Source organism: Massilia litorea (assembly GCF_015101885.1).
GTDB classification, from domain to species: Bacteria; Pseudomonadota; Gammaproteobacteria; order Burkholderiales; family Burkholderiaceae_D; genus Telluria; species Telluria litorea.
This window is the reverse complement of sequence record NZ_CP062941.1, coordinates 3,558,876-3,582,206: the sequence shown is the minus strand read 5'-3', so window position 1 is coordinate 3,582,206 and position 23,331 is coordinate 3,558,876. Positions and strand designations below refer to the sequence as shown.

20 protein-coding genes are annotated in these 23,331 nt (G+C 64.2%); 15 read left to right on the top strand and 5 right to left on the bottom strand.

The window, feature by feature from the left end; translation table 11 throughout:
- Positions 1–174: 174 nt before the first annotated feature.
- The 11 genes from LPB04_RS16125 to pcaD all read left to right on the top strand — a co-directional run bounded on the left by LPB04_RS16125 (position 175) and on the right by pcaD (position 9,902).
- Positions 175–1,866, top strand: a complete 1,692-nt coding sequence (locus tag LPB04_RS16125) for a sigma-54-dependent Fis family transcriptional regulator (protein WP_193685530.1) — start codon at positions 175–177, stop codon at positions 1,864–1,866.
- 213 nt (positions 1,867–2,079) lie between these two features.
- Positions 2,080–2,328 (top strand): phenol hydroxylase subunit, encoded by a 249-nt coding sequence (locus tag LPB04_RS16120; protein WP_193685529.1) that lies wholly within the window; start codon positions 2,080–2,082, stop codon positions 2,326–2,328.
- Positions 2,329–2,346: 18 nt separating this feature from the next.
- Entirely contained in the window at positions 2,347–3,354 is a 1,008-nt protein-coding gene (locus LPB04_RS16115; RefSeq protein WP_193685528.1) for an aromatic/alkene monooxygenase hydroxylase subunit beta, read from the top strand.
- Complete coding sequence (locus tag LPB04_RS16110; protein ID WP_193685527.1) at positions 3,351–3,623, top strand: MmoB/DmpM family protein; 273 nt, start codon at positions 3,351–3,353, stop codon at positions 3,621–3,623. The genes LPB04_RS16115 and LPB04_RS16110 overlap by 4 nt, the downstream gene beginning before the upstream one ends.
- A 91-nt stretch (positions 3,624–3,714) precedes the next feature.
- Positions 3,715–5,208, top strand: coding sequence for an aromatic/alkene/methane monooxygenase hydroxylase/oxygenase subunit alpha (locus LPB04_RS16105; RefSeq protein ID WP_193689041.1), 1,494 nt, complete (start codon positions 3,715–3,717; stop codon positions 5,206–5,208).
- Positions 5,209–5,228: 20 nt separating this feature from the next.
- On the top strand, positions 5,229–5,591 hold the full coding sequence (locus LPB04_RS16100) for a phenol hydroxylase subunit P4 (RefSeq protein WP_193685526.1): 363 nt from the start codon (positions 5,229–5,231) through the stop codon (positions 5,589–5,591).
- Between the two features lie 12 nt (positions 5,592–5,603).
- Positions 5,604–6,674: an NADH:ubiquinone reductase (Na(+)-transporting) subunit F gene (locus LPB04_RS16095; protein WP_193685525.1), complete on the top strand. Its 1,071-nt coding sequence runs from the start codon at positions 5,604–5,606 to the stop codon at positions 6,672–6,674.
- A 21-nt stretch (positions 6,675–6,695) separates the two neighbouring features.
- The gene (locus LPB04_RS16090) at positions 6,696–7,829 is read left to right on the top strand and encodes a muconate/chloromuconate family cycloisomerase (RefSeq protein WP_193685524.1); all 1,134 of its coding nucleotides are present in this window, start codon (positions 6,696–6,698) and stop codon (positions 7,827–7,829) included.
- A gap of 32 nt (positions 7,830–7,861) precedes the next feature.
- Complete coding sequence (catC, locus tag LPB04_RS16085; RefSeq protein WP_193685523.1) at positions 7,862–8,152, top strand: muconolactone Delta-isomerase; 291 nt, start codon at positions 7,862–7,864, stop codon at positions 8,150–8,152.
- A 28-nt stretch (positions 8,153–8,180) separates the two neighbouring features.
- Positions 8,181–9,092, top strand: a complete 912-nt coding sequence (gene catA, locus LPB04_RS16080) for a catechol 1,2-dioxygenase (RefSeq protein WP_193685522.1) — start codon at positions 8,181–8,183, stop codon at positions 9,090–9,092.
- Between the two features lie 12 nt (positions 9,093–9,104).
- Complete coding sequence (gene pcaD / locus LPB04_RS16075) at positions 9,105–9,902, top strand: 3-oxoadipate enol-lactonase (protein WP_193685521.1); 798 nt, start codon at positions 9,105–9,107, stop codon at positions 9,900–9,902.
- 73 nt (positions 9,903–9,975) lie between these two features.
- Here pcaD and LPB04_RS16070 read toward each other — a convergent pair whose 3' ends face one another.
- Positions 9,976–11,952, bottom strand: coding sequence for a peptidase U32 family protein (locus LPB04_RS16070; protein WP_193685520.1), 1,977 nt, complete (start codon positions 11,950–11,952; stop codon positions 9,976–9,978).
- A 175-nt stretch (positions 11,953–12,127) separates the two neighbouring features.
- Here LPB04_RS16070 and LPB04_RS16065 point away from each other — a divergent pair, with 175 nt between their 5' ends.
- Positions 12,128–13,285, top strand: coding sequence for a CapA family protein (locus LPB04_RS16065; RefSeq protein ID WP_193685519.1), 1,158 nt, complete (start codon positions 12,128–12,130; stop codon positions 13,283–13,285).
- Here the strand turns inward: LPB04_RS16065 and LPB04_RS16060 are convergent.
- Positions 13,257–14,339: a porin gene (locus LPB04_RS16060; RefSeq protein ID WP_193685518.1), complete on the bottom strand. Its 1,083-nt coding sequence runs from the start codon at positions 14,337–14,339 to the stop codon at positions 13,257–13,259. The two genes, LPB04_RS16065 and LPB04_RS16060, sit on opposite strands and share 29 nt — an antisense overlap.
- Before the next feature lie 61 nt (positions 14,340–14,400).
- Positions 14,401–15,177 (bottom strand): SDR family NAD(P)-dependent oxidoreductase, encoded by a 777-nt coding sequence (locus LPB04_RS16055; protein WP_193685517.1) that lies wholly within the window; start codon positions 15,175–15,177, stop codon positions 14,401–14,403.
- A 959-nt stretch (positions 15,178–16,136) separates the two neighbouring features.
- On the opposite strand from LPB04_RS16055, the gene LPB04_RS16050 reads away from it, so the two are divergent.
- From LPB04_RS16050 to LPB04_RS16040, 3 genes are read left to right on the top strand one after another with little or no spacing between them, the layout of a single operon-like run.
- Entirely contained in the window at positions 16,137–17,687 is a 1,551-nt protein-coding gene (locus tag LPB04_RS16050; protein WP_227496441.1) for a pilus assembly protein TadG-related protein, read from the top strand.
- Entirely contained in the window at positions 17,684–18,163 is a 480-nt protein-coding gene (locus tag LPB04_RS16045; RefSeq protein WP_193685515.1) for a TadE/TadG family type IV pilus assembly protein, read from the top strand. The genes LPB04_RS16050 and LPB04_RS16045 overlap by 4 nt, the downstream gene beginning before the upstream one ends.
- Positions 18,150–18,749, top strand: a complete 600-nt coding sequence (locus LPB04_RS16040) for a TadE family protein (RefSeq protein ID WP_193685514.1) — start codon at positions 18,150–18,152, stop codon at positions 18,747–18,749. The genes LPB04_RS16045 and LPB04_RS16040 overlap by 14 nt, the downstream gene beginning before the upstream one ends.
- 1,210 nt (positions 18,750–19,959) lie before the next feature.
- Here LPB04_RS16040 and guaA read toward each other — a convergent pair.
- Positions 19,960–21,570: a glutamine-hydrolyzing GMP synthase gene (gene guaA / locus LPB04_RS16030; protein WP_193685513.1), complete on the bottom strand. Its 1,611-nt coding sequence runs from the start codon at positions 21,568–21,570 to the stop codon at positions 19,960–19,962.
- A 152-nt stretch (positions 21,571–21,722) separates the two neighbouring features.
- A complete protein-coding gene (guaB, locus tag LPB04_RS16025; protein ID WP_193685512.1) occupies positions 21,723–23,183 on the bottom strand; it encodes an IMP dehydrogenase in 1,461 nt (486 codons plus the stop codon).
- Between the last annotated feature and the right edge of the window lie 148 nt (positions 23,184–23,331).

The window sequence follows — 23,331 nt, the reverse complement described above, 5'->3', positions numbered from 1 at the left end:
GCGCGGCGCCGTCACGCACCAAGTGGTAGCGCAGGCTGCCGGCATGGCACTTCATCATTCGGTGAACCGGCCTCATGAAATCGTGACGTCCGGATTCCGGAACATCGCTGACGAGGCTGGGCATCTGTGGCACTATGCGCCGATAACATCGATGAACACGCTGGAGGCGCAGTAGTGGGAAACCCGCAGTTACCTTCCAATGAGGACCTGCTCGCGCAGATACGTTTCGATCCAGACCAGGGCACCATCTGGCTGTCCGAGCAGCGCGTGATGCTCAACCATGCGGGCGTTTGGGGCGCGCTGCGCGACGAGCTGGTAGAGACCATGGGCATGCAGCGCGCGCGCGCCCTGCTGATGCGCTACGGCTACCAGACCGGATTGCGCGATGCGGAACTGGCCCGCAAACTGCGGCCGGACCTGCCGGTCGAACAAGCCTTCATGGTGGGGCCGCAACTGCACAGCATACGCGGCCTCGTGCACGTGACGCCGCTGGAGCTGGAGTTCGACCTCGCCAAGGGGAGCTATTTCGGGCGCTTCGAGTGGCGCAATTCGTTCGAGGCGCAGGTCTACCTCCAGCACCACGACACCAGCAAGGAGCCGGTGTGCTGGAGCCAGCTTGGCTACGCCAGCGGCTATACCACCTATTTCATGGGGCGCTCCATCATCTACAAAGAGGTGGCCTGCGCCGGCTGTGGCAGCACGCATTGCGAAATCGTGGGAAAACCGGCCGAGGAATGGGAAGACCACGCCGAAACGCAGCGGCTGCTGATGCGCGATTCGATGGCCGAAGAACTGTTCGCCCTGCAAAGCCAGCTGAGCGAACTGCGGGAAGCCGTGCGGGCCAGCGAGCAGGACACCCCGGCCAATTCCGTGGGGCGCTCGCGCGCCTTCCGCGAAGCGAGCCAGCTGATCCGGCGCGCGGCGGCAAGCAAGGCCAATGTGCTGCTGCTGGGCGAAACCGGCGTGGGCAAGGAAGTGTTCGCGCGCGCCCTGCACGCGGGTTCGCCGCGCGCGGAGCAGCCCTTTGTCGCGGTCAACTGCGCCAGCATTCCGCCGGACCTGATCGAAGCGGAGCTGTTCGGCGTGGAGAAAGGGGCGTACACGGGCGCCACCGTCAGCCGGCCCGGCAAGTTCGAGCGCGCCAACCGTGGCACCATCTTCCTCGACGAAGTCGTCGAACTGTCGGCGCGCGCCCAGGCCTCGCTGCTGCGCGTGCTGCAGGAAGGAGAACTGGAACGCGTGGGCGGCACGCACAGCCAGAAAATCGACGTGCGCATCGTCGCCGCTACCAACGAGGACCTGCAGCAGGCGGTGGCCAACGGCAAGTTCAGGATGGACCTGTACTACCGCCTGAACGTCTATCCCGTCCACATCCCGCCCCTGCGCGAGCGCACCGACGATATCCCCCTGCTGACGGAACACTTCGTCGGAAAGTACAACGCCGTGTACGGCAAGCGCATCCTGGGCGTATCGGACAAGGCCCTGCAGGCGCTGATGCACTATGCATGGCCGGGCAACATCCGCGAGCTGGAGAACATGATGGAGCGCGGCGTCATCCTCACCGACAGCAACCAGATGATCGACGTCCATACGCTGTTTCCGACCCTCGCCGAAGCCGGCGGCATGAAGGCCATCGCCCCGTCCGGCCACCTGCATACGCCGCCCGCGCCGGGCGCCCCGTCCAGCCCGGACACGCTGTGCGAACAACTGCTGAATAACGAGTTCAAGCTGGACCAGTTCGAAGCGCGCCTGATCCACACGGCCATGGCCAGGGCCGCAGGCAACGTCACCCAGGCCGCCCGCCTGCTCGGCATCACGCGTCCTCAGCTCGCCTACCGGCTGGACAAGCTGAAACTGCCCAAGTAGCGTCCCCGCGCCCGGTGCCGCCGCCGCGGCGCGCCTCCCTCCCTCCCCGCCTGCGCATTTGCTGAATCCCGCCCGCGGCGCTTCATCAAATCGTGAACCCCACCTGCCGCGCCGCTCCGGCGCGGACATGTCTTTCCTTTAAATTCAATCACTTGGCCTCCTGGCACACCAGTTGCTATAGCTCTTGTGCAGCCATAGAAAACAGGAGGAGACATGAATCCGTTACCCGACATGCCCAGCCGCTTCGTGCGCGTCACGTCGCGCGATGCCGACTGGGTCCAGTTCGAATTCTCGATCGGCGACCCCGACCTTTGCGTCGAGCTGACGATGCGGCCGGCCCAGTACGAGGCCTTCCGCCGGCGGCAGTGTGCTCTGGTGCTGCCGGACCTTCCCGCCACCCAGCTCGAACACGAACGGCGCCATTGGCACGAGAGCGTGCCCGGCGCCTGCCCCCACGACTAAAACAACCAGGAGACCAGCATGCAAATCGACATACGGACCGACAGCGTCAAGCCTGTCCGCCAGACCTTCGCCAACATCGCGCGCCGCCTCGGCGCGGACAAGCCGGCCACCCGCTACCAGGAAGCGATGTACGACCTGCAGCCCGAGGCCAACTTCCACTACCGCCCGCTGTGGCAGCCGGAATACGAGCTGTACGACAAGCGCCGCACAGCCGTCGTCATGGCCGACTGGTATGCGTTGAAGGACCCGCGCCAGTTCTACTACGGCACCTGGGTGAACACCCGGGCGCGCCAGCAGGAGTCGATGGAAAAGAACCTCGAATTCCTCGAACAGCGCGCACTGCTGGCCGCCTTGCCCGAGCCGACGAAGGAACTGCTGGCCACGACCCTGGTCGTGCTGCGCCATACCGAGTGGGCCGCCAACATGAACAACGCCTACGTCACCGCTTACGGCTACGGTTCCGCCATTACGGAGGCGACCATGTTCCACACCATGGACCGCCTGGCGCTGGCCCAGTACCTCACCCGCATCGGACTGCTCATCGGCGGCAAGCCGGCGGTCGCGGCAGCCAGGGACGCCTGGCTGCAGGACGCGGCATGGCAACCCGTACGCCATGCCGTGGAAGACCTGATGGTGTGCCAGGACTGGTTCGAACTGTTCGTCGCGCAGAACCTGGTGCTGGACGGCCTCGTCTACCCGCTGTTCTACCAGAAGCTGGACGCGCAGCTGGCCCTCGAGCACGGTCCCGCCTGCGCGCTCGCCACAGACTTCATGCGCGTCTGGCATGCCGAGACCGCACGCTGGGTCGATGCGGTCGTCAAAGCCGCCGTCCAGGAAAGCCCTGCCAACGCCGCCACCATCTCGCGCTTCGCCTTCGCATGGCTCGACCGCTTCGAACCGGCACTGGCCCAGGTCGCGCAGCGCCTGTTCGGCCCCGATGGCGGCGACGTCCTTGCGGCCGTGGCGGCGCCGCTGGAAAAACGCCTGTCCGGCCTCGGCCTGTCCCGTGAAGGAGCCGCATCGTGAGCGATCAACTCGTCTTCATCGCGCTGCAGACCAACGAGGACACGCGTGCCGTAATCGAGGCCATCGAGACCGACAACCCGCACGCGACCGTGCACCGCTTTCCCGCGATGGTGAAGATCGATGCACCGGGCCGCCTCGAGATCAACCGCGCCACCATCGAGGACCTGATCGGCCGCAACTGGGACATGCAGGAGCTGCAGCTCGGCCTGATCTCGTTGGCCGGCAACATCGACGAAACCGAAGACCAGCTCGTGCTGGCCTGGCGCTGAATACAACGACAAGGAGACAAACATGAATACCGCAAGCACGCAGGAACAGGGCCAGGCTGGCCAGGCCAAGGCCCAGGCCACTTCGGCGAAGATGTCGATCAAGGAAAAATACGCCCTGCTCACCCGCGACCTGGGCTGGGACACGACCTACCAATCGATGGACGCCGTCTTCCCTCAAGATAAATTCGAAGGCATCGTGATCCACAACTGGGACGGCTGGGAAGACCCCTTCCGCATGACGATGGACGCGTACTGGAAGTTCCAGTCGGAGAAGGAGCGCAAGCTGTACGCCATCATCGACGCCTTCCAGCAGAACAACGGCCAGCTCAACGTGACGGATGCGCGCTACGTGAACGCCCTCAAGCTGTTCCTGACCGGCGTCTCGCCGCTGGAATACGCCGCCCACCGCGGCTTCGCCATGGCCGGCCGCAACCTGCGCGGCGCCGGCGCCCGCGTGGCCTGCCAGATGCAGTCCGTGGACGAACTGCGCCACTGCCAGACCCAGGTCCACACGATCAGCCAGTACAACAAGTTCTTCAACGGCTTCGAGGACTGGACCCACATGCACGACCGCCTGTGGTACCTGTCCGTGCCCAAGTCCTACTTCGAGGACGCGATGACGGCGGGACCCTTCGAATTCATCACCGCCATCTCGTTCTCGTTCGAGTACGTGCTGACCAACCTGCTGTTCATGCCCTTCATGTCGGGCGCCGCCTTCAACGGCGACATGGCCACCGTCACCTTCGGCTTCTCGGCCCAGTCCGACGAGTCGCGCCACATGACGCTCGGCCTCGAAGTGGTGAAGTTCATGCTGGAGCAGGATCCGGCCAACCTGCCGATCATCCAGAAGTGGGTGGACAAGTGGTTCTGGCGCGGCTACCGCCTGCTCACGCTGGTGGCCATGATGATGGACTACATGCTGCCCAAGAAGGTGATGAGCTGGAAGGAAGCGTGGGAGATGTATTTCGAACAGAACGGCGGCGCCCTGTTCGCCGACCTGGCCCGCTACGGCGTGCGCATGCCGAAGTACCACGAACAGGCCGCGCAGGAAAAGGATCACCTGTCGCACATCGCCTGGTCGATCTTCTACAACTTCAACCATGCCGCCGCCATCCACACCTGGGTGCCGGAAGAAAACGAGCTGGATTGGCTGAAGGCGCAGTACCCGGACACGTTCGAGGAACACCACCTGCCGCACCTGCGCTACTGGCAGGAACAGCACAAGGCCGGCAAGCGATGGACCAATCCGGGCCTGCCGATGCTGTGCCAGCTCTGCCAGGTCCCGATGGCCTTTCGCGAACCAGGCGACCCGACCCAGGTTTGCTACCGCGAGGTCAAGTACGAAGGCGAGAACTACCACTTCTGCTCGGACGGCTGCTGCGACATCTTCAAGAACGAACCGGAAAAGTATGTACAGGCGTGGCTGCCGGTGCATCAGATTTTCCAGGGCAACTGCGGCGGCCCCACCCTGCCCGAGGTGCTCGACTGGTACCACCTGAAACCCGAGGCCGCCGGCGACTACGCCGACTCGGCCGACCGCGCCAACTGGGAGCGCTGGACCAACGACAACCCTAAAGCCGCCTGAGCGGCACGCGAGGAGACATCATGCCAGTCATCGCATTAGCACCAGACTACCGCGGCGAAGTCCGCGACCGCGTGGAGAACTTCCACGGCAACCAGCTCGTGTACTTCGGCTGGGACCGTCGGATGCTGTTCTGCAGCCCCTTCACGCTGCCGCTGCCGCCCGACATGCCATTCAAGACCCTGGTGAGCGACGTGCTCACGCCGCTCCTGGCCGCGCATCCCGAAGGCGCTTCCATCGACTGGAGCACGGCGACCTGGCTGCGCGCCGGCCAGCCCTTCGTGCCCGAGCCTGAGGCCAGCCTGGTGGCCAATGGCCTGGGCCATAAAACCGTGCTGCGCCTGCAAACCCCGCAACCGGCCGGCGTCGGCGGCAGCGGCAACTGAACGGAGGACACCATGAGCTACCAATTGACGATCGAACCGCTGGGCCAGACCGTGGAGGTGGCCGAAGGCCAGACCATCCTGGACGCCTGCCTGCGCGCCGGCATCTGGCTGCCGCACGCCTGCGGCCACGGCCTGTGCGGCACCTGCAAGGTGCAGGCCAGCGGCGGTGAACTGGAGCACGGCGAGGCCTCGCCCTTCGCCCTGATGGACTTCGAGCGCGACGAGGGCAAATGCCTGGCCTGCACCGCGACCGTGCAGACGGACATCACCATCGAAGCCGACATCGATCCCGATCCGGACGCGCAATGCCTGCCGCTGATGGACTACCAGGCCCGCGTGGCGCGCATCGAGACCCTCACGCCGACCATCAAGGGCGTGTTCCTCGAGATCGAGCACGAGCACGGTGACGCCGCGCTGCGCTTCCAGCCGGGCCAGTACGTGAACCTGTGGCTGGCGGGGGAAGCGGCGCCGCGCGCGTTTTCCATCGCTTCCGCGCCATCGTCGCGCGAGGTCGAGCTGAACATCCGGCTGGTGCCGGGCGGGAAAGTCACGTCCTACGTCCACGACGGGCTGAAGGTCGGCGAGCAGGTGATGCTGTCGGGACCGCTGGGCCGCTTCTTCGTGCGCAAGAGCGACCCTCGGCCGCTGCTGTTCATCGCCGGCGGCTCGGGGCTGTCCAGCCCGCGCTCGATGGTGCTCGACCTGCTCGAGTCCGGCGACACCCGCCCGATCCGCCTGATCCAGGGCGCGCGCACCCTGGACGAGCTGTACTACCGGGCCGAGTTCGAGCAACTGGCCGCGCGCCATCCGAACTTCGAGTACCTGCCGGTGCTGTCGGGCGAGCCGCAGGATTCGGCGTGGGCCGGCGAACGCGGCTACGTGCACGAACTGGCCGTGCGCCACTTCGGCCAGGACTTCCGCGGCTGGCGCGCCTACCTGTGCGGGCCGCCGCCGATGATCGAGGCGAGCATCGCGGCACTGATGCAGGGCCGGCTGTTCGAAAAGGACATCTTCACGGAGAAGTTCCTGTCCGCAGCGGACGCCGGCCAGGCCGTGCGCAGCCCGCTGTTCCGTTCACTTTGAGAACCGCATGATGAGGATTGCATGAGCACCAACGAACACCGCATCGACAGCGTCGAGGTACTGCTGCTCGACGTTCCGACCATCCGCCCGCACCAGCTGTCCATGGCCACCATGCGGACCCAGAACATCGTGCTGGTGCGCATACGCTGCAGCGACGGCATCACGGGCTGGGGCGAAGCCAGCACCATCGGCGGCCTGGCCTACGGCGAAGAAAGCCCGGAAAGCATGCGCGCCAATATCGAGACCTACATGGTCCCGATCCTGGTCGGCGCCGACGCCGCCAGCCCGGGCGCGCGCATGCTGGCCCTGCGCAGCCGCCTGCAGGGCAACCGCTTCGCCCTGTGCGCGATCGAAACCGCGCTGTTCGACGCGCAGGCGCGCCGTCTCGGCGTACCGCTGTCCGCGCTGTTCGGCGGCCGGGTGCGCGACAGCCTGCCCGTCGCCTGGACGCTGGCCAGCGGCGACACGGCGCGCGACGTCGAGGAAGCCGAACGGATGCTGGACCTGCGCCGCCACAACGTGTTCAAGCTGAAGATCGGCAAGCGTTCCGTGCGCAGCGACGTCGCCCACGTGGCCGCCATCAAGCGCACCCTGGGCGAGCGCGCCAGCGTCCGCGTGGACGTCAACCAGGCCTGGGGCGAGGCCGATGCCGTGCTGGGCATGCGCCTGCTGCACGACGCCGGCGCCGACCTGCTGGAGCAGCCCATCGCCGCCGCCAACATCGAGGGCATGCGCCGCCTGCGCGACATGAACCTGGTGCCGGTGATGGCGGACGAGGCGCTGCACGGGCCGGTCGACGCCTTCCGCCTGGCGGAGCGGCGCGCGGCCGACGTCTTCGCCGTCAAGATCACGCAGTCGGGCGGCCTCACCGGCGCGCAGGAGGTCGCGGCCATCGCCCGCGCGGCCGACGTGGCGCTGTACGGCGGCACGATGCTCGAAGGCGCGGTCGGCACCATCGCCTCGGCCCAGCTGTTTGCCACCTTCCCGGCGCTGGCATGGGGCACGGAACTCTTCGGGCCCCTGCTGCTGACCGAGGAAATCCTGACCACGCCGCTGGAGTACCGCGATTTCGCGCTACGCCTGCCGACCGGCCCGGGCCTCGGCATCGAGCTCGACGACGACAAGCTCGCCTTCCTGCGCCGCAAGGACCGGTAGGCGCGCACATTTTTATCGATTCAGGAGACACCATGCTGTTCAAAGTATCCATGACGGTCCGCCTGCCGCACGACATGCCGCAGGCGCATGCGGACGAACTGAAGGCCACCGAACGCGCCGTCGCGCAGCAGCTGCAGCGCAGCGGCAAATGGCGCCACCTGTGGCGCGTGGCTGGCCGCTACGCGAACGTCAGCATCTTCGACGTGTCCGGCGCGGACGAGCTGCACGCCCTGCTGACCGCGCTCCCCCTTTTTCCCTATATGGACGTGGAGGTGGAAGCCCTGTGCCGCCATCCTTCGTCGATCCATGACGACGACCGCTGAACCACCCATAACAAGCAAGGAGACAGACATGAACAAGCAAGCCATCGCAGCACTGCTGGACAAGATCGAAAGCACGGAAACGGCCAGCGGCAACCCGCGCGTGCAGGCCGTCGTCAACCGCATCGTGCGCGACCTGTTCGCAACGATCGAGGAGATGGACGTCCAGCCCGACGAATTCTGGAGCGCGGTCGGCTACCTGACCGAAGCCGGCCGCAACGGCGAATGGGGATTGATCGCGGCCGGACTGGGCTTCGAGCACTTCCTCGACCTGCGCATGGACGAGGCGGAAGAGCGCGCCGGCCTCTCCGGCGGGACGCCGCGCACGATCGAAGGGCCGCTGTACGTCGCCGGCGCCCCCGAATCGGTGGGCAGCGCACGACTGGACCAGGACGAGCAGCCGGGCGAGGTGCTGTTCATGCAAGGCCAGGTCCGCGGCGCCGACGGCAGCCCCGTGGCGGGCGCATTGGTGGAAGTGTGGCACGCGAACCACCTGGGCGGCTATTCGTTCTTCGATCCCACCCAGAGCCCGTACAACCTGCGCCGCTCGATCCGCACGGATGCCGACGGCCGCTACCGCTTCCGCAGCAAGGTGCCCGTCGGCTACAGCGTGCCGCCAGGCGGCTCGACCGAAAAGCTGCTGACGCTGCTGGGCCGTCACGGCACCCGCCCCGCGCACATCCATTTCTTCGTGACGGCACCTGGCCACCGCAAGCTGACCACGCAGATCAACATCGATGGCGATCCCTACCTGTGGGACGACTTTGCCTTCGCCACCCGCGAGGGCCTGGTGCCGGCGATGCGCAAGGTGGACGACGCCGCCGCGCTGCGCGCCAGGGAAGTCGACGCGCCCTACTATGCGATCGACTTCGATTTCGACCTGCAGGCGGCGCGCGACGGCCTTCCAGCCGACCAGATCGAGCGCGCGCACTTCGAGGCCTGAAGGGAGCGACCGATGCGGCTACTGGATCCTGGCGCGCGACAGCTCGCCTACACGCTGGAAGGCCCCGAGGGCGCACCGGTCGTGATGTTCTCGAACTCCCTCGGCACTACCGCGTCGTCGTGGCAGCCGCAGGCCGACCTGCTGTCGCGGCACCTGCGGGTGCTGCGCTACGACACGCGCGGCCATGGGATGAGCGGCCTGGCCGGCGCGCAAGCGCACGGCCCTGGCCGAGGCTATACGCTCGCCCAACTCGGCGGCGACGTGCTGCGCCTGCTGGACGCGCTGGACATCGAGACCGTCGACTTCTGCGGCATCTCGATGGGCGGTCTCACCGGCTTGTGGCTGGGCGTCCATGCCGGTCCGAGGCTGCGACGGCTGGTCGTTGCCAATAGCGCGGCCCGGATCGGGACGGCAGAAGGCTGGACAGCGCGCGCGGATCAGGTGCTGGCGCAGGGCATGGATCCGATCGCGGCCGGCGCGGCCGAACGGTGGTTCACGCCCGACTTCCGCGCACGCGTCCCGGCGGCCGTGGACGGGCTGGTCGGCCAATTGCAGGCTTGCGATCCGCAGGGCTATGCGGCCTGCTGCCTGGCCCTGGCGGAGGCCGACCTGCGCGCGGAGCTCGCCGCGATCTCCGTGCCGACACTGCTGGTCGCCGGCCGCGAGGATCCGGTAACCACCGTGGACGACGCGCGCTGGATGGAGGCGCGGATCGCCGGCGCGGAATGCGTCGAGCTGCCGGCTTCGCACCTGTCCAGCGTCGAGGCGGAGCCGGAGTTCACCCGACACCTGCAACGGTTCCTGGAATGAGGGGACGGGCGGCAGGCTTCAAGCAGTCCCAGGCCGGGACACCAGCTTCGTGCCGGCCACTGTCCGCAAGACTTCACGCCGGCCGGCGGCGATGGAAGGTCAGCGGGCTCACCGAACCATATGGCACGGCGGACGGCGGCGGCATCCGCAAAATGCCGGGCTTCATCGCCCCGACGACGTGCATCTCGCAAGGCTTGCAGTCGAAGCGCAGCGTGTAGGTGTCCTCGCCCGTGCTCAAGGTCATCGGCTCGGCCCGCACCTGGCCTTGCACACCCTGCACGCCCTTGGCCTGTTTCGGGCACAGGTTGAACGAGAAGCGCAGGCAGTGCTTGGTGATCATCAGCGACACCTCGCCCGCCTCTTCATGCGCTTCGTAGGCCGCGTCGATCAGGCCCACACCATGCTTGCGGTAGAAGGCGCGCGCCTTCTCGTTGTAGACGTTGGCCAGGTAGGACAGCTGGGTCGCCGGATACACGGCGGGCGGTTCAAGCGGCGCCTTGCGCTCCGGACGCTCCCATGCGGCCAGCCGGGCCGCCTCATGTGCCGCCACGGCATCGCGTCGCAAGGCATTGATGGCGGCGGCGGGCACGAACCACGGCTGCGACAGCTCCAGGGCGATGCCGTCGGCTTCGAACATCGTGTTGCCCAGCTTGGTCAGGCTGGTGCGCAGCGCCGCATCGGCCTGCTCGGCATTGTGCGCCGGCTGCAGCGGCAGCTGCGCGCGCGTGATTGATTGGATGCCATCCTCGTCGCGCAGGGTCAGCGCCAGGCCGTCATCAAGCTCCAACAGGGTCAGGTGCAGTGCGACCTTGCGGTCGGCCGAGCGTTTGCTGAGCGCCGCTTCCCACTGGTGATCGCGGTTGCGGTGCACCTGCGTACCCGGCTTCAGGCCGGGCAAACTGCTCACGGGCTCGTTCGGGAACACGCGCCAGCGCTGGCCCTCCTCGCTCTCGCCCAGCTTCTGGACCGTGTTGACCCCGATGCCGACGCTGGCGCGCTTGTTCATGTAGTTCAGGCCGTCGCCGTTGGCTAGCGGCGCGTCCGTCATCATCTCGAACTCGTCGATGCCCACCCTGGTAACGGTCCCTACTTCCACGCCCAGGTATTTCGGAGAATCGAAGGCCCCGATGTCGTCCTGGCGGCCCTGGGCGAAATAGTCGGTGTGGCCGCGATTGAAATTCTTGTCGACGTCCGGCGTGAAGAAGACCTGCGTGTGTCCGCTGGCGGCGCGCACGAAACCAGCGCGACGTTCCAGGATCTCGTCCAGCAGCAGGCGGTAGTGGGCCGTGATGTTCTTCACGTAGCCCATGTCCTTGTAGCGGCCCTCGATCTTGAACGACCGGATGCCGGCGTCGATCAGCGCTTCCAGGTTGCGGCTCTGGTCATTGTCCTTCATCGACAGCAGGTGCTTGTCGTAGGCCACCACGCCGCCCTTCCCGTCCGTCAGCGTGTACGGCAGCCGGCAGGCCTGGGAACAGTCGCCGCGGTTGGCGCTGCGTCCCGTGTCCGCATGCGAGATATAGCACTGCCCGGAAAACGCGACACACAGGGCGCCATGAATAAAATATTCGAGCGGCGTATCGACCTGCGCGCGGATGGTGCGGATCTGTTCGATGGTCAGCTCGCGCGCCAGCACCAGCTGGGAGAAGCCGACATCGCCGAGGAACTTCGCTTTCTCCACGCTGCGGATGTCGCACTGCGTGCTGGCGTGCAGCTGGATCGGCGGCAGGTCGAGTTCGAGCAGTCCCATGTCCTGGACGATCAGCGCATCGACGCCCGCTTCGTACAGCTGCCAGACCTGCTCGCGCGCCAGATCGAGCTCGGCGTCGTGCATGATCGTGTTCATCGTAACGAAGATGCGGGCGCGGTAGCGGTGCGCGAACTGCACCAGGCTGGCGATCTCTTCCAGGGAATTGCTGGCATTGTGGCGGGCGCCGAAGGCCGGGCCGCCGATGTAGACGGCGTCGGCGCCGTGCAGGATCGCCTCGCGGCCGATCTCGGCGGTTTTGGCGGGGGACAACAATTCGAGCTGGTGGTCTAGTAGAGACATGGCACGTTCCTCGTCGACGAAGGCGTCGATTATAGCTTTGGAGGGGACGGCGTGTCATCGGCGCCGGGTTGGCAGAGGCGGGTTCGCATTTCAGACATAAGCATGTGCCGATGTCTCGTGTCACACTTCCACTACGGCCGATCCAGGGCCGGCGTATCCATGAAGGAGCATCGTCATGCCGACGCAAGCACGCCCGGGCGGCATCACCCTGTTCTTGTGCGGCGACCTCATGACCGGGCGCGGCATCGACCAGGTCCTGCCGCACCCCGGAAAGCCGCGCCTGTTCGAACCCTGGATGCGCTCGGCACTCGGCTATGTGCAACTGGCCGAGGAGACCAACGGCCCGATCGGCCGGCCGGTCGACTTTGCCTACATCTGGGGCGACGCCCTCGATGCCTTGCGCCGTACCGGGCCGGACCTGCGCATCGTCAACCTGGAGACCGCCGTCACCGCCAGCAAGGATGCCTGGCCCGGCAAAGGCATCCATTACCGCATGCACCCCGCTAACCTGCCCTGCCTCGCCGCGGCCGGCATCGACTGCTGCGTACTGGCCAACAACCATGTGCTGGACTGGGGCACGCAAGGCCTGAAGGAAACGCTCGACAGCCTGCGCCGCGCCGGCATCGCGACGGCCGGCGCAGGGCTCGACGAGGCCGGCGCCGCGGCACCGGCCCTGCTCGACGTACCGGGCAAGGGCCGGGTATGGGTGTTCGCGTGGGCCATGGAAGACAGCGGCGTGCCCGCGGACTGGCGTGCGGGTCCGTCCCGCCCTGGCGTGAACCTCCTGCCCGACCTCGGTGCGCGCAGCCTCGAGTCCATTGCGCAACAGACGCGCGCCGCGAAGCGGGCCGGCGACCTGGTGCTGGCATCGATTCACTGGGGCGGGAACTGGGACTTCGGCATCTCGCCGCAGCAGCGGGACTTCGCCCACGGCCTGATCGACGTGGCCGCAGTGGACCTGGTCCATGGCCATTCGTCCCACCACGTGAAGGGGATCGAGATCTACTGCGACAAGCCCATCCTCTACGGCTGCGGCGACCTCCTGAATGACTACGAAGGCATCCGCGGTCACGAACAGTTCCGGGGCGACCTGGCGCTCATGTATTTCCCCACCCTGGACGAGGGCCGGCTGACGCGCTTTGCCATAACGCCCACCCAGATCCGCCACTTTCGGGTGAACGCGGCCCCGGAGTCCGGAGTACGCTGGCTGGTGGAGACGCTGAACCGGGAGTGCCGGCAGTTCGGCACGCGCGTGGACAGGCTGGGCGGGCCTGACCTGCTGCTGGTGCGTGATCCGGCGAGAGTCAGAAGCTGTGGCTCATGCCAGCGCTGACTGCGCGATTGCCACTGCCCGGATCGCTCGCATTGCCAGCGGTATAGCTGGCACCGTTCCGGTTGTCGATGCGGGCATAGACCGCGTACAGGCTGGTCCGCTTCGACAAGCTGTATCGATAGCCGAGCGCCACCTGTCCGGCATCCTGGTCGAGCGCGGTCCGGTCATCCTTGTGAAGATACGAGGCCATCAATGTGTGCGGGCCGAACGGCACCGTCAGGCCCAGCAGCGCGTCGCGGCTGGCGGTCGAGGCCACCGGAACGACAGCACGGCCGTACGGATTGGCCGTGTTGCGCAGGACTGAACTGTTCAGGCCACGGTTGACGCCATACAGTGCATGCGCCTTGACGACCCCGAAGTCATACACCGCGGCGATGACGCTGTTACGGCCGTTGTCCGTGTTCCTCAGCGTCGCGGTATCGTTGTTGCGGTTGTGATAGCCCACGCGTACCTGCAGGCGGCCGGCGGCGTAGGCAAGCGAGCCGCCGATCTGCCGGCCCGCTGCGTTGTCGCCCGCGACTTCGCCGGGCGCGGCAGCCAGCTCCAGCGTCAGGCCGCCGACGGTCGGCGACAGGTATTTGACGGTGTTGTCCATCCGGCTGAGCGAATTGCCGCTGGTGGCGATGATGTTCTTGCTGTCGGCGACATAGCCCGACCCAAACGGATCGGCGAACACCACGACCAGATATTCCGGTGTGTACTGGCGCCCGACCAATACCGTGCCGAACCCGCCCCGCAAGCCAACATAGGCCTGCCGGCCGAACAGCAATCCGCCCTGCCCCATGGCGCCGGTGTCGCCCTGGAAGCCGCTCTCCAGCACGAACAGCGCGGACAGGCCGTTCCCAAGGTCTTCCGTTCCCTTGAACCCGAGGCGCGATCCGGCGCTGACACCGCTTGTTATCTTCGTCACGGAACCGGCGGCGCCGCCGCTTTCCCGTATCGCCGCCATGTCGATCATGCCGTAGATCGACAGATTGCTCTGCGCACCAGCCAGGGGGCTGCCTGCGGCCGCAAGCGCGCCAATGAGCGCGGTGAAGAGTCGCCGGCTGTCCATGTTTGTCTCCCTTTAAGTATGTGGGGCCCTGCGGCCCGTTGGGTTTTCGTACCGCGCCGGCTTACGCGAGCTTGCGGGCGCCCGCGGCCAGGAAACCGCCATCGACCGCCAGGTCGACCCCCGTGGTGTACCCTGCCTCGCCCCCCACGAAATACATCACGGCCGCCGCGACCTCGGCGGTCGATCCGTAGCGGTCCATCGGGATGGCATGCGTGTATTCCTTGCGGAACTGGTCCGTATGGAGGGTGCGCGTCATCGGCGTGTCGACCGGGCCGGGCGATACCGTATTCGCAGTAATGCCGTGCTCGGCAAGCTCCACCGCCATCTGCCGCGTCAACGCGATGACCGCGCCTTTCGACGTGCCGTATGCGGTGCGCCCGGTGCCGACGGCGCGCTGGCCCGCAACCGATGCCAGGTTCACGATCCGCCCCCACCGATGCTTCACCATCAGCCTGGCGGCATGCTGGGCGCACAACAGGGTGCCGACCACGTTGACGTTCAGCGTCGCCACGAAATTATCGAGTGGGAACTCGAGGAAGGGGAACACTTTGGCGATGCCGGCGCAGTTCACCAGCACGTCGCAGCGGGCATGCCGGCCGTCGATTTCCTCAAATGCCTGTGCCACCGATGCCGCATCGGCAGCGTCGATCTGCTGGGCCTCGGCGCGCAGGCCGGCGGCGCCCAGCTCCTCGACGCGGGTCTTCGCTGCGTCCACGTCGCGATCGGCGACGATCACCGTATAGCCCGCCGCGCCAAGCCGTTGGCAGATATCGGCGCCGATGCCCATGGCGCCGCCCACGACGACCGCGACCCGGTGCTTGTTGTCTTGCTGTTGCATAGTGTTCATTGAGGAGAAGCAGATTGTGCAGCCACGCCGGTATGCACGACAGCAACGTACAAAGGCGCATTTGTTTCCTTCGATGATGCGAATCAATGTTGCAAGACACTCTGATTGCAGAGGAATCGACCTTAGTCCACACTCGATCGAGCAAGTTTTCATCAGGAAATAACCGCACTACTGCAAATACAAGGGAAGACATGGACTCGGATAACGTTCGGCCTGCGAAGCGGCGTCGATACTGGTCATTCATAGCGCTTCTCTACTCACTTTTAGGCTGGATGCTTTTCGACGCGTGGCTATTCCTGATAGGCGCCGGATTTTCATTGCATTTGTTTGCCACAATTCCCGGGGCATCGCTTGTTATATGGTCTGGCCGCCGTCCAGCATTCGACCGTAGTAATGTGGTGGCTGAACGCGGAACGAGTCCAGCGACGGAATCCTGGCGGACTGGAATGTCATGCACCCTGCTCTATGTTTCAGGTGTGATTTTCGGAGTCCTATTCCTCGCCGGAAGCCTTACCCTGCTCGGAATGGCTGCTATTTCCCTCGCCTTTGCCCCGTGGGCTCGCCTGTCTTTCAGCCGTGACAGGCTCGCCATATCCTGCGTGAGCGCAATGGGCGGATTTGGATCTGCCATTGCGATAGGACACAAGTCTATCGACACGATGTTTCTACCCCTCGCCGCCTGGGCGTTCTGGTCGTGTGCATGCTGTGCATTGCTGCTTAGGAGGGAGCAACAACGGCGTATCACGCACGAGAAGAATGGGTCAACGAATGCTGTTGAACCAGAGCCCTGCACGATCCACTCCGCTGGTTAGCGACCATTAGCGGCAGCGCTAGCCTGGGCCGTTGGGCTAGTTTTAGAACGATGGCCTTTGATAGTTTCCAATCCAGAACTATTTCTTCTAAGTTAGAGCTATCGAGTATTTCAACGGTCTCGAGGATATGAGGCAATTATGACATCTGGGCAGAATGCATTTCGTGGAAGGCGCAGCGCCTGCACAAGTCCATTGGCTATATCGCGCTCTGTGAAAAACAGGCGCCCCAGGCAGCAAGGTGCCTTTGCTGTGATGTTCGTTCCATTGCTGATAGTAATGCTCGGCTTCTGGAGCCTTGCCGTGGATATCGGACAGATCTACAACCGCAAAGTCGACCTGTACGGAATAGCCAAGGCGGCCGCGCTCGCAGCTGCACGGGAGCTCGACGGCACTCCTGCAGGACTTGTTGCGGCGAGGAACGCAGCGAGTGTGGCCGTAGCAAATCTCCGCTACCGAAACTATGGTAGCGGCACTGCCTTTACGTGGCACGACGACGCCCTCAGTTTCGGCACTACCTCATCGCGTACTGGAACCTGGGTTACCTCGGCCGGAGCAGCCCAGGCTGCGGAACTCTTTTTTGCACGTGTCGATACCGCAGGTCTTGATCCAGCCATTAGCGAAGTCGAGACCTTTTTCATCAGGATCCTCGACAGCAGCCTGGCGAAGGTTCAGCTCAGCGATAGTGCGATCGCTGGGCGCACATCGGTGAAGGCAATGCCGATCGGGGTCTGCGCGATGTCCCCGGATGCCGCGGCAGCGCGTCCTGCCACCAGCTCTTCCGGGGCCACGCTCTCGGAGCTGGTGCAATATGGGTTTCGTCGCGGGATCAGCTACGACCTGATGAAACTCAACCCAAATAACACAACGCCAGCCCGTTTTGCAATCAACCCCGTCTCCGAGCCTGGAACAAATAGCCAAGCTTTCGACATCCCAGCGCTGGCACCCTTCGTATGCAGCGGGTCCATGTGGATTAGACGGATAACAGGCAGCCCTATCCGCGTCTCCGAACTCCCCGACACATCTCCCCTTGCATCGTTGAGTACTGCGCTCAACACGCGTTTTGACACCTACGCAAACACGTCCTGCGCCCCGAGCAGCGCTTCACCGGACATCAATATCAAGTCATATGCATACGACCAGGCCGGTATCGTCAAATGGATGAGCCCCAACAAAGGTACACCAGCCGTGGCAACGACGACAGCCCGTGGCAAGATTGAGCCCGTCATTGACTTGCCGGCGCCGCCAGCAACACCTGGGGAGTACGGCCCTTTGTGGGCATATGCAAAGGCAGCCAAGGCGCCCTCCCCTGTGACTTCGCCCGAACCGCCCGGCGGCTATCCGACGTTTTCTCACACGGACTGGCCCACCCTGTACCCGTCGGGTCCCACTTCTTCAAATTACCCGACATCGCCGCCAGTGCCCTATCTTTCGTCTACCACAGCCAGCGGCTATTACCAGGCTCCGAGCCTGGCCAACAGACCCATGGCGGTCCCGCACCGGCGGGTACTGAACATCCCGCTGCTCTCATGCAGCCCGTCAGCGCCATCCGGCGCGAACGCACCGGCCACAGTGGTCGCGATCGGGAAGTTTTTTATGACCGTACCAGCGACCGACAACAGTCTCATCGCCGAATTCGCCGGATTGATTCCCCTGCAATCGTTGCCAGGTCACGTGGAGCTCTTCCCATGAAAAAATTCCTTCCTGCAGTAGTCCGCAGATCAACGAAATACCAGGCCGGCGTAGCTGCCGTAGAGTGCGCACTCCTGCTGCCGGTTCTCATAGCGTTCCTTACACTAGGTTTCTTCACTGTAAGCATATTCTGGCATTACACGATGGCACAGAAAGCGGCACAGGACGCCGCCCGCTACCTGTCTACTGTGCCCGTAGCAGAAATGATGACACCTGCCTCGGCACGAGCGGCAGGGGACCTTGCCCAAGAGATCATTCGACGGGAAATCGCTGAGGTTTCATCGAGTTCTGAAATTGGTACTCTCGAAACGTTCTGTGATACGTCGAATTGCGGCGGCAACGCAGCGGGAACGCTCCCTACGACCGTCCGCGTTCATTTTTTGATCTCAATGTTCGACCCTTTCGGGCTTGTTGACACGGGGTGGTATGGCTTGCAGATTACTGCCAATTACACCATGCGCTATGCCGGCAACTAACCTGTCGCGGCGCGACGGCTGGCGCCCACTCAAGACACAGGCCGGTACTGCAGCAGTCGAATTTGCGCTGCTCGCCGTCATCTTTTTTATGTTTGTTTTCGGCATCATCGAACTGGCGCGCGTCCTGTTTGTGATTAACACCCTGCATGAGGTCACGCGCAGGACTGCCGCTGCTGCAGTGAACGTCTATCCGCGTGACACCGCCGCAACTGCCAGGGTAAGGCAATACGGGATCCTACGAAGCTCGCCTGGTGGGCTCGTGCTTGGGAACCCCATTACGGACGAACATGTCCGTTTGGAATACCTGCGGTTTGACCTGTCTGTGATACCCGAGGCATTGTGGCCAAACGACGCGGCCGTGAACAGGCGGATCTGCATGAGTGATTTGCGTGCGCCCACATGTATCCGCTTCGTTCAGGTCCGAATTTGCGACCCAGCCATAACGGACCAGTGCAATACAGTGACTGCGGAGATGATATTGCCGTTGGTCGATCTGCGCGTGCCATTTCCTCGAGCAACGACCATTGTGCCTGTCGAGTCATTGGGATACGTCCAAGGAACCCTTCCGCCGGCCGCGCTGCTATGAGGCGCGTGCCGGCAAGGCGGGCTGCAGATGAAGGCGGCTTGGAATCGGCTGAAACAGCACGCAGGCGCCGCACTCGCTATCGCGTCCGTCAAACGTTGCGAACGATGCCAGATGCAACCGCCTCGCCAGTTAGCTTTCGCAATCCCTTTCGCTAAAGCCTGTTTCGGTCGCAAGTGCTCCTAAAGCCATCCGGCAACATTACGCAGCAGGCGATACCAAGCCTTCAGTCGACTCCCCTTTCCAAGACCTGGCCTGGGTGCCCCCCATGTTTTCGTCCCTTTTGTTCTGTCGCTAGCTGCTCGCTGCCGAGCGCCGACGCCACCGCAAACTTTCGCTCAATGGTCGCTCTCGTTACCTGCTCCTCCTGAAGCATGCCTGACAGCTCCTGGATTTTCTGGTCGAGTCTATCGCCACGCCCAGGCCAGTTACGGCCGGGCGCACCTTCCTGGCTCGCCGCCCTGACATCTTGCTGCGCTACCTCTCCGTGCTGTGCACGCGTGAAGCGATATTTTGTCGCGCCTTTTCCTCTGTCGTTGAACAATCGTTCCACAACGGTTCAACGAGCGTTCAACAGGATGGAAGCGGCAGCCGCAGAAACTCGTTGTTGAACACCCGTTCAACAAGCGTTCAACAACGGTTCAACACCTATGCCGCGAGAAGCACCCGAACCAAAGCCGCTGAGAAACAGAGGTACCTCGTTCATCGGCCACGTCGAGCGAAAATCGCCTCGATTTCGGGCTTGAGAGCGCCAAATTGGCACCAGCGAGAGTTTTTGGGCTCCTCAAGCAGGCACGGGCGTTTTGCTGTGCTGAGCACGTTTCCTGGTCCCCGCAACCTTGGCTATGCCTCAAGCGGGCGGTGCGCTCGTTACGCGAATCGGCCTCGGCCGCAATAGAAGTTTTGTCCCGCCCTCCCGGGTGGACCCTGTTTTATCTGGCGCTCAAGGCTTTCGTCTTGCGTGCCACCGTTCCTTCCGTCAAGGAAGACCCGCCCGCACCGCAAGTCGGAGAGGCAAGCGATCGCTTGGCCTCGTTGAGCATCTCCCTTGCCTCTGCCAGTTTGATCCCGTCCGGACCGTACCTGCCGAGGACCAGCGTCTCTTGCCGCCCATTGATCGCATAGTTGTAACGAAAGGATAAAAAAGCCCCTGAAATCAGGGGCTTCCTTGTGCTCTATTGCCTGAGCTTGCGGGCTACTGCCGAGTTGTTGATTATTCCCACTCAATCGTCGCCGGCGGCTTCCCCGAAATATCATAAACCACGCGATTGATCCCGCGCACTTCGTTGATGATCCGGTTCGACACCTTCCCCAGCAGCGAATGCGGCAGATGCGCCCACTGCGCCGTCATGAAGTCGAGCGTCTGCACCGCGCGCAGCGCGACCACGTATTCGTAGGTACGCCCGTCGCCCATCACGCCCACCGATTTCACCGGCAGGAACACGGCAAACGCCTGGCTGGTCGCTTCGTACCAGTTCACCGGCGCCTTGCCGGCGTCGATGCCGGCGACCGGCGGCAGTTCGAACGGGGTGTTGCGCAGTTCTTCGATGAAGATGGCGTCAGCTTCGCGCAGCAGGTCCGCGAATTCCTTCTTCACTTCGCCCAGGATGCGCACGCCCAGGCCGGGGCCCGGGAACGGATGGCGGTAGACCATGTTGTGCGGCAGGCCGAGGGCGACGCCGAGCTTGCGCACTTCGTCCTTGAACAGTTCGCGCAGCGGTTCGAGCAGTTTCAGGTTCAGGGTTTCCGGCAGGCCACCCACGTTGTGGTGGCTCTTGATGGTCTGGCCCTTCTTGCCCTTGCCTGCCGATTCGATCACGTCCGGGTAGATCGTGCCCTGGGCCAGCCACTTCGCATTGGTCAGCTTGCCGGCTTCGACCTGGAACACTTCGACGAATTCGCGGCCGATGATCTTGCGCTTCTGCTCGGGGTCGTTCACGCCGGCCAGGTGGCCGAGGAACTGGTCTTCGGCATCGATGCGGATGACCTTGACGCCCAGGTTCTTCGAGAACATGTCCATCACCATCTTGCCCTCGTCCTTGCGCAGCAGGCCGTGGTCGACGAAGACGCAGGTCAGCTGGTCGCCGATGGCGCGGTGGATCAGGGCTGCGGCCACGCTCGAGTCGACGCCGCCCGAGAGACCCAGGATGACTTCGTCGGTGCCGACTTGCGCGCGGATCTTTTCGACGGCTTCGCCGATGTAGTCGGGCATGTTCCAGTCGGATTTGCAGCCGCAGATCTCGTGCACGAAGCGGCCGATGATGGCTTCGCCTTGCGTCGTGTGGGTGACTTCCGGGTGGAATTGCAGCGCGTAGAAGCGGCGGTCTTCGTCGGCCATGGCGGCGACCGGGCAGCTGTCGGTGGAGCCCATCAGCTTGAAGCCTTCCGGCATTTCCAGGACCTTGTCGCCGTGGCTCATCCAGACCTTCAGCATGCCGTGGCCTTCGTCGGTGACGAAGTCGTTGATGCCGTTCAGCAGTTTAGTGTGGCCGCGGGCGCGCACTTCGGCGTAGCCGAATTCGCGGACCTTGCCGTTTTCGACCTTGCCGCCAAGCTGGGCGGCCATGGTTTGCATGCCGTAGCAGATGCCGAGCACGGGGACGCCGAGTTCGAACACGGCTTGCGGGGCGCGCGGGGAGTCGCCTTCCAGCGTGGAGTTGTGGCTGCCGGAAAGGATGACGCCGGAGGCGCCGTAGTTGCGCACGAATTCGTCGTCGACGTCGTAGGGGAAGACTTCGGAGAAGACGCCGGCGTCGCGGACGCGGCGGGCGATCAGTTGGGTGACTTGGGAGCCGAAGTCGAGGATGAGGATTTTGGAGTGCATTGGGCCGATTTAAAGAAGTAATTCGAATTCAGGGGCAGCGCGTGGCGTCGCGGATGATCATCGAGTGCAAACGCGTGGGCTCGGGGAGCCCACCCTACGGTGCACGACCGATGCAGATGCAAAAAAAGCGGCCGCATTGGGCCGCTCTTGCATTACTCCGAACGGTAGTTCGGCGCTTCCTTGGTGATCTGGACGTCGTGGACGTGCGATTCGCGCATGCCCGCCGAGGTGATCTCGACGAATTCCGCCTTTTCGCGCAGTTCGTCGATCGTCGCGCAGCCGCAGTAGCCCATCGACTGGCGCACGCCGCCGACCAGCTGATAGATGATCGCGAGCACGCTGCCCTTGTAGGCGACGCGCCCTTCGATGCCTTCCGGGACGAACTTGTCGGCCTTGGCCGAGGCGTCCTGGAAGTAGCGGTCGGCCGAGCCTTCGGCCATTGCACCCAGCGAACCCATGCCGCGGTAGGATTTATAGCTGCGGCCCTGGTACAGGATGACTTCGCCCGGCGCTTCTTCGGTACCGGCGAACATCGAGCCCATCATGACGGTCGAGGCGCCCGCTGCGAGCGCCTTCGAGACGTCACCCGAGTAGCGGATGCCACCGTCGGCGATGCAGGGCACGCCGGTGCCGGCCAGCGCTTCGGCCACGTTCGAGATCGCGGTAATCTGGGGCACGCCGACGCCTGCGACGATGCGGGTAGTGCAGATCGAGCCGGGACCGATGCCGACTTTGACTGCGTCAGCGCCGGCCTCGACCAGCGCCCTGGCGGCGGCGGCGGTGGCGATGTTGCCGCCGATGACGTCCACGTGCGGGTAGCGGGTCTTAATGGATTTCACGGTGTCCAGGATGCCCTGCGAGTGGCCGTGGGCGGTGTCGACCACCAGCACGTCGACGCCGGCCGCGACCAGCAGCTCGACGCGCTCGCGATCCTTCTCGCCGACGCCGACCGCCGCGCCGACCAGCAGCTTGCCCTGCGCATCTTTCGATGCGAACGGGTGCTCGTGCGACTTCATGATGTCTTTCACGGTGATCAGGCCGCGCAGTTCGAAGGCGTCGTTGACGACCAGCACGCGCTCGAGGCGGTGCTTGTTCATCAGGCGCTTGGCTTCTTCCGTGTTCGCTTCCTCGTTCACGTACACGAGTTTTTCGCGTGGGGTCATCTTGGTGCGGGTTTCCGCATCCAGGTTGTCTTCGAAACGCAGGTCGCGGTTGGTGATGATGCCGACCACCTGCTTGCCCTCGACGACCGGGAAGCCCGAGAAGCCGTGTTGGTGCTGCAGGGCGATGACGTCGCGGATCTTCATCGTCGGCGGGACGGTGATCGGATCGCGCAGCACGCCTGCTTCGAAACGCTTGACGCGCGCAACTTCGCGGGCCTGGTCGGCCGGGCGAAGGTTCTTGTGGATAATGCCGATGCCGCCTTCCTGCGCCATCGCGATCGCCAGACGGGCTTCGGTCACGGTATCCATCGCGGCCGAGAGCAGCGGGATGTTCAGCGTGATGTTGCGGGTCAGCTTGGTGCGAAGGGAGGTGTCGGCCGGAAGAACATTGGAGTAGGCCGGGACGAGCAGCACATCATCGAACGTGAGTGCTTTTTGAAGTAGACGCATAGCATTTTCCTATAGGCGCAAAAGCGAATTATACAGAAAGCCGCGAAAGTCGTCGCACGTTGGGTAAAAAAGACCGTTTCCGCACGGCTTCGTTGACAGCCGCGGGGAATCATGGAGAATCGCACTCAGTTGCTAAAGAGTTGCCACA

Excerpts from the sequence above, each read along its gene's own strand:
- LPB04_RS16055 (WP_193685517.1), bottom strand. The coding sequence starts at position 15,177 with ATGCAACAGCAAGACAACAAGCACCGGGTCGCGGTCGTCGTGGGCGGC.
- pcaD (WP_193685521.1), top strand. The coding sequence starts at position 9,105 with ATGCGGCTACTGGATCCTGGCGCGCGACAGCTCGCCTACACGCTGGAA.
- LPB04_RS16100 (WP_193685526.1), top strand. The coding sequence starts at position 5,229 with ATGCCAGTCATCGCATTAGCACCAGACTACCGCGGCGAAGTCCGCGAC.
- LPB04_RS16050 (WP_227496441.1), top strand. The coding sequence starts at position 16,137 with ATGACATCTGGGCAGAATGCATTTCGTGGAAGGCGCAGCGCCTGCACA.
- guaA (WP_193685513.1), bottom strand. The coding sequence starts at position 21,570 with ATGCACTCCAAAATCCTCATCCTCGACTTCGGCTCCCAAGTCACCCAA.
- LPB04_RS16120 (WP_193685529.1), top strand. The coding sequence starts at position 2,080 with ATGAATCCGTTACCCGACATGCCCAGCCGCTTCGTGCGCGTCACGTCG.
- guaB (WP_193685512.1), bottom strand. The coding sequence starts at position 23,183 with ATGCGTCTACTTCAAAAAGCACTCACGTTCGATGATGTGCTGCTCGTC.
- LPB04_RS16060 (WP_193685518.1), bottom strand. The coding sequence starts at position 14,339 with ATGGACAGCCGGCGACTCTTCACCGCGCTCATTGGCGCGCTTGCGGCC.
- LPB04_RS16115 (WP_193685528.1), top strand. The coding sequence starts at position 2,347 with ATGCAAATCGACATACGGACCGACAGCGTCAAGCCTGTCCGCCAGACC.
- catC (WP_193685523.1), top strand. The coding sequence starts at position 7,862 with ATGCTGTTCAAAGTATCCATGACGGTCCGCCTGCCGCACGACATGCCG.
- LPB04_RS16095 (WP_193685525.1), top strand. The coding sequence starts at position 5,604 with ATGAGCTACCAATTGACGATCGAACCGCTGGGCCAGACCGTGGAGGTG.
- LPB04_RS16105 (WP_193689041.1), top strand. The coding sequence starts at position 3,715 with ATGTCGATCAAGGAAAAATACGCCCTGCTCACCCGCGACCTGGGCTGG.
- catA (WP_193685522.1), top strand. The coding sequence starts at position 8,181 with ATGAACAAGCAAGCCATCGCAGCACTGCTGGACAAGATCGAAAGCACG.
- LPB04_RS16090 (WP_193685524.1), top strand. The coding sequence starts at position 6,696 with ATGAGCACCAACGAACACCGCATCGACAGCGTCGAGGTACTGCTGCTC.
- LPB04_RS16065 (WP_193685519.1), top strand. The coding sequence starts at position 12,128 with ATGCCGACGCAAGCACGCCCGGGCGGCATCACCCTGTTCTTGTGCGGC.
- LPB04_RS16040 (WP_193685514.1), top strand. The coding sequence starts at position 18,150 with ATGCCGGCAACTAACCTGTCGCGGCGCGACGGCTGGCGCCCACTCAAG.
- LPB04_RS16045 (WP_193685515.1), top strand. The coding sequence starts at position 17,684 with ATGAAAAAATTCCTTCCTGCAGTAGTCCGCAGATCAACGAAATACCAG.
- LPB04_RS16070 (WP_193685520.1), bottom strand. The coding sequence starts at position 11,952 with ATGTCTCTACTAGACCACCAGCTCGAATTGTTGTCCCCCGCCAAAACC.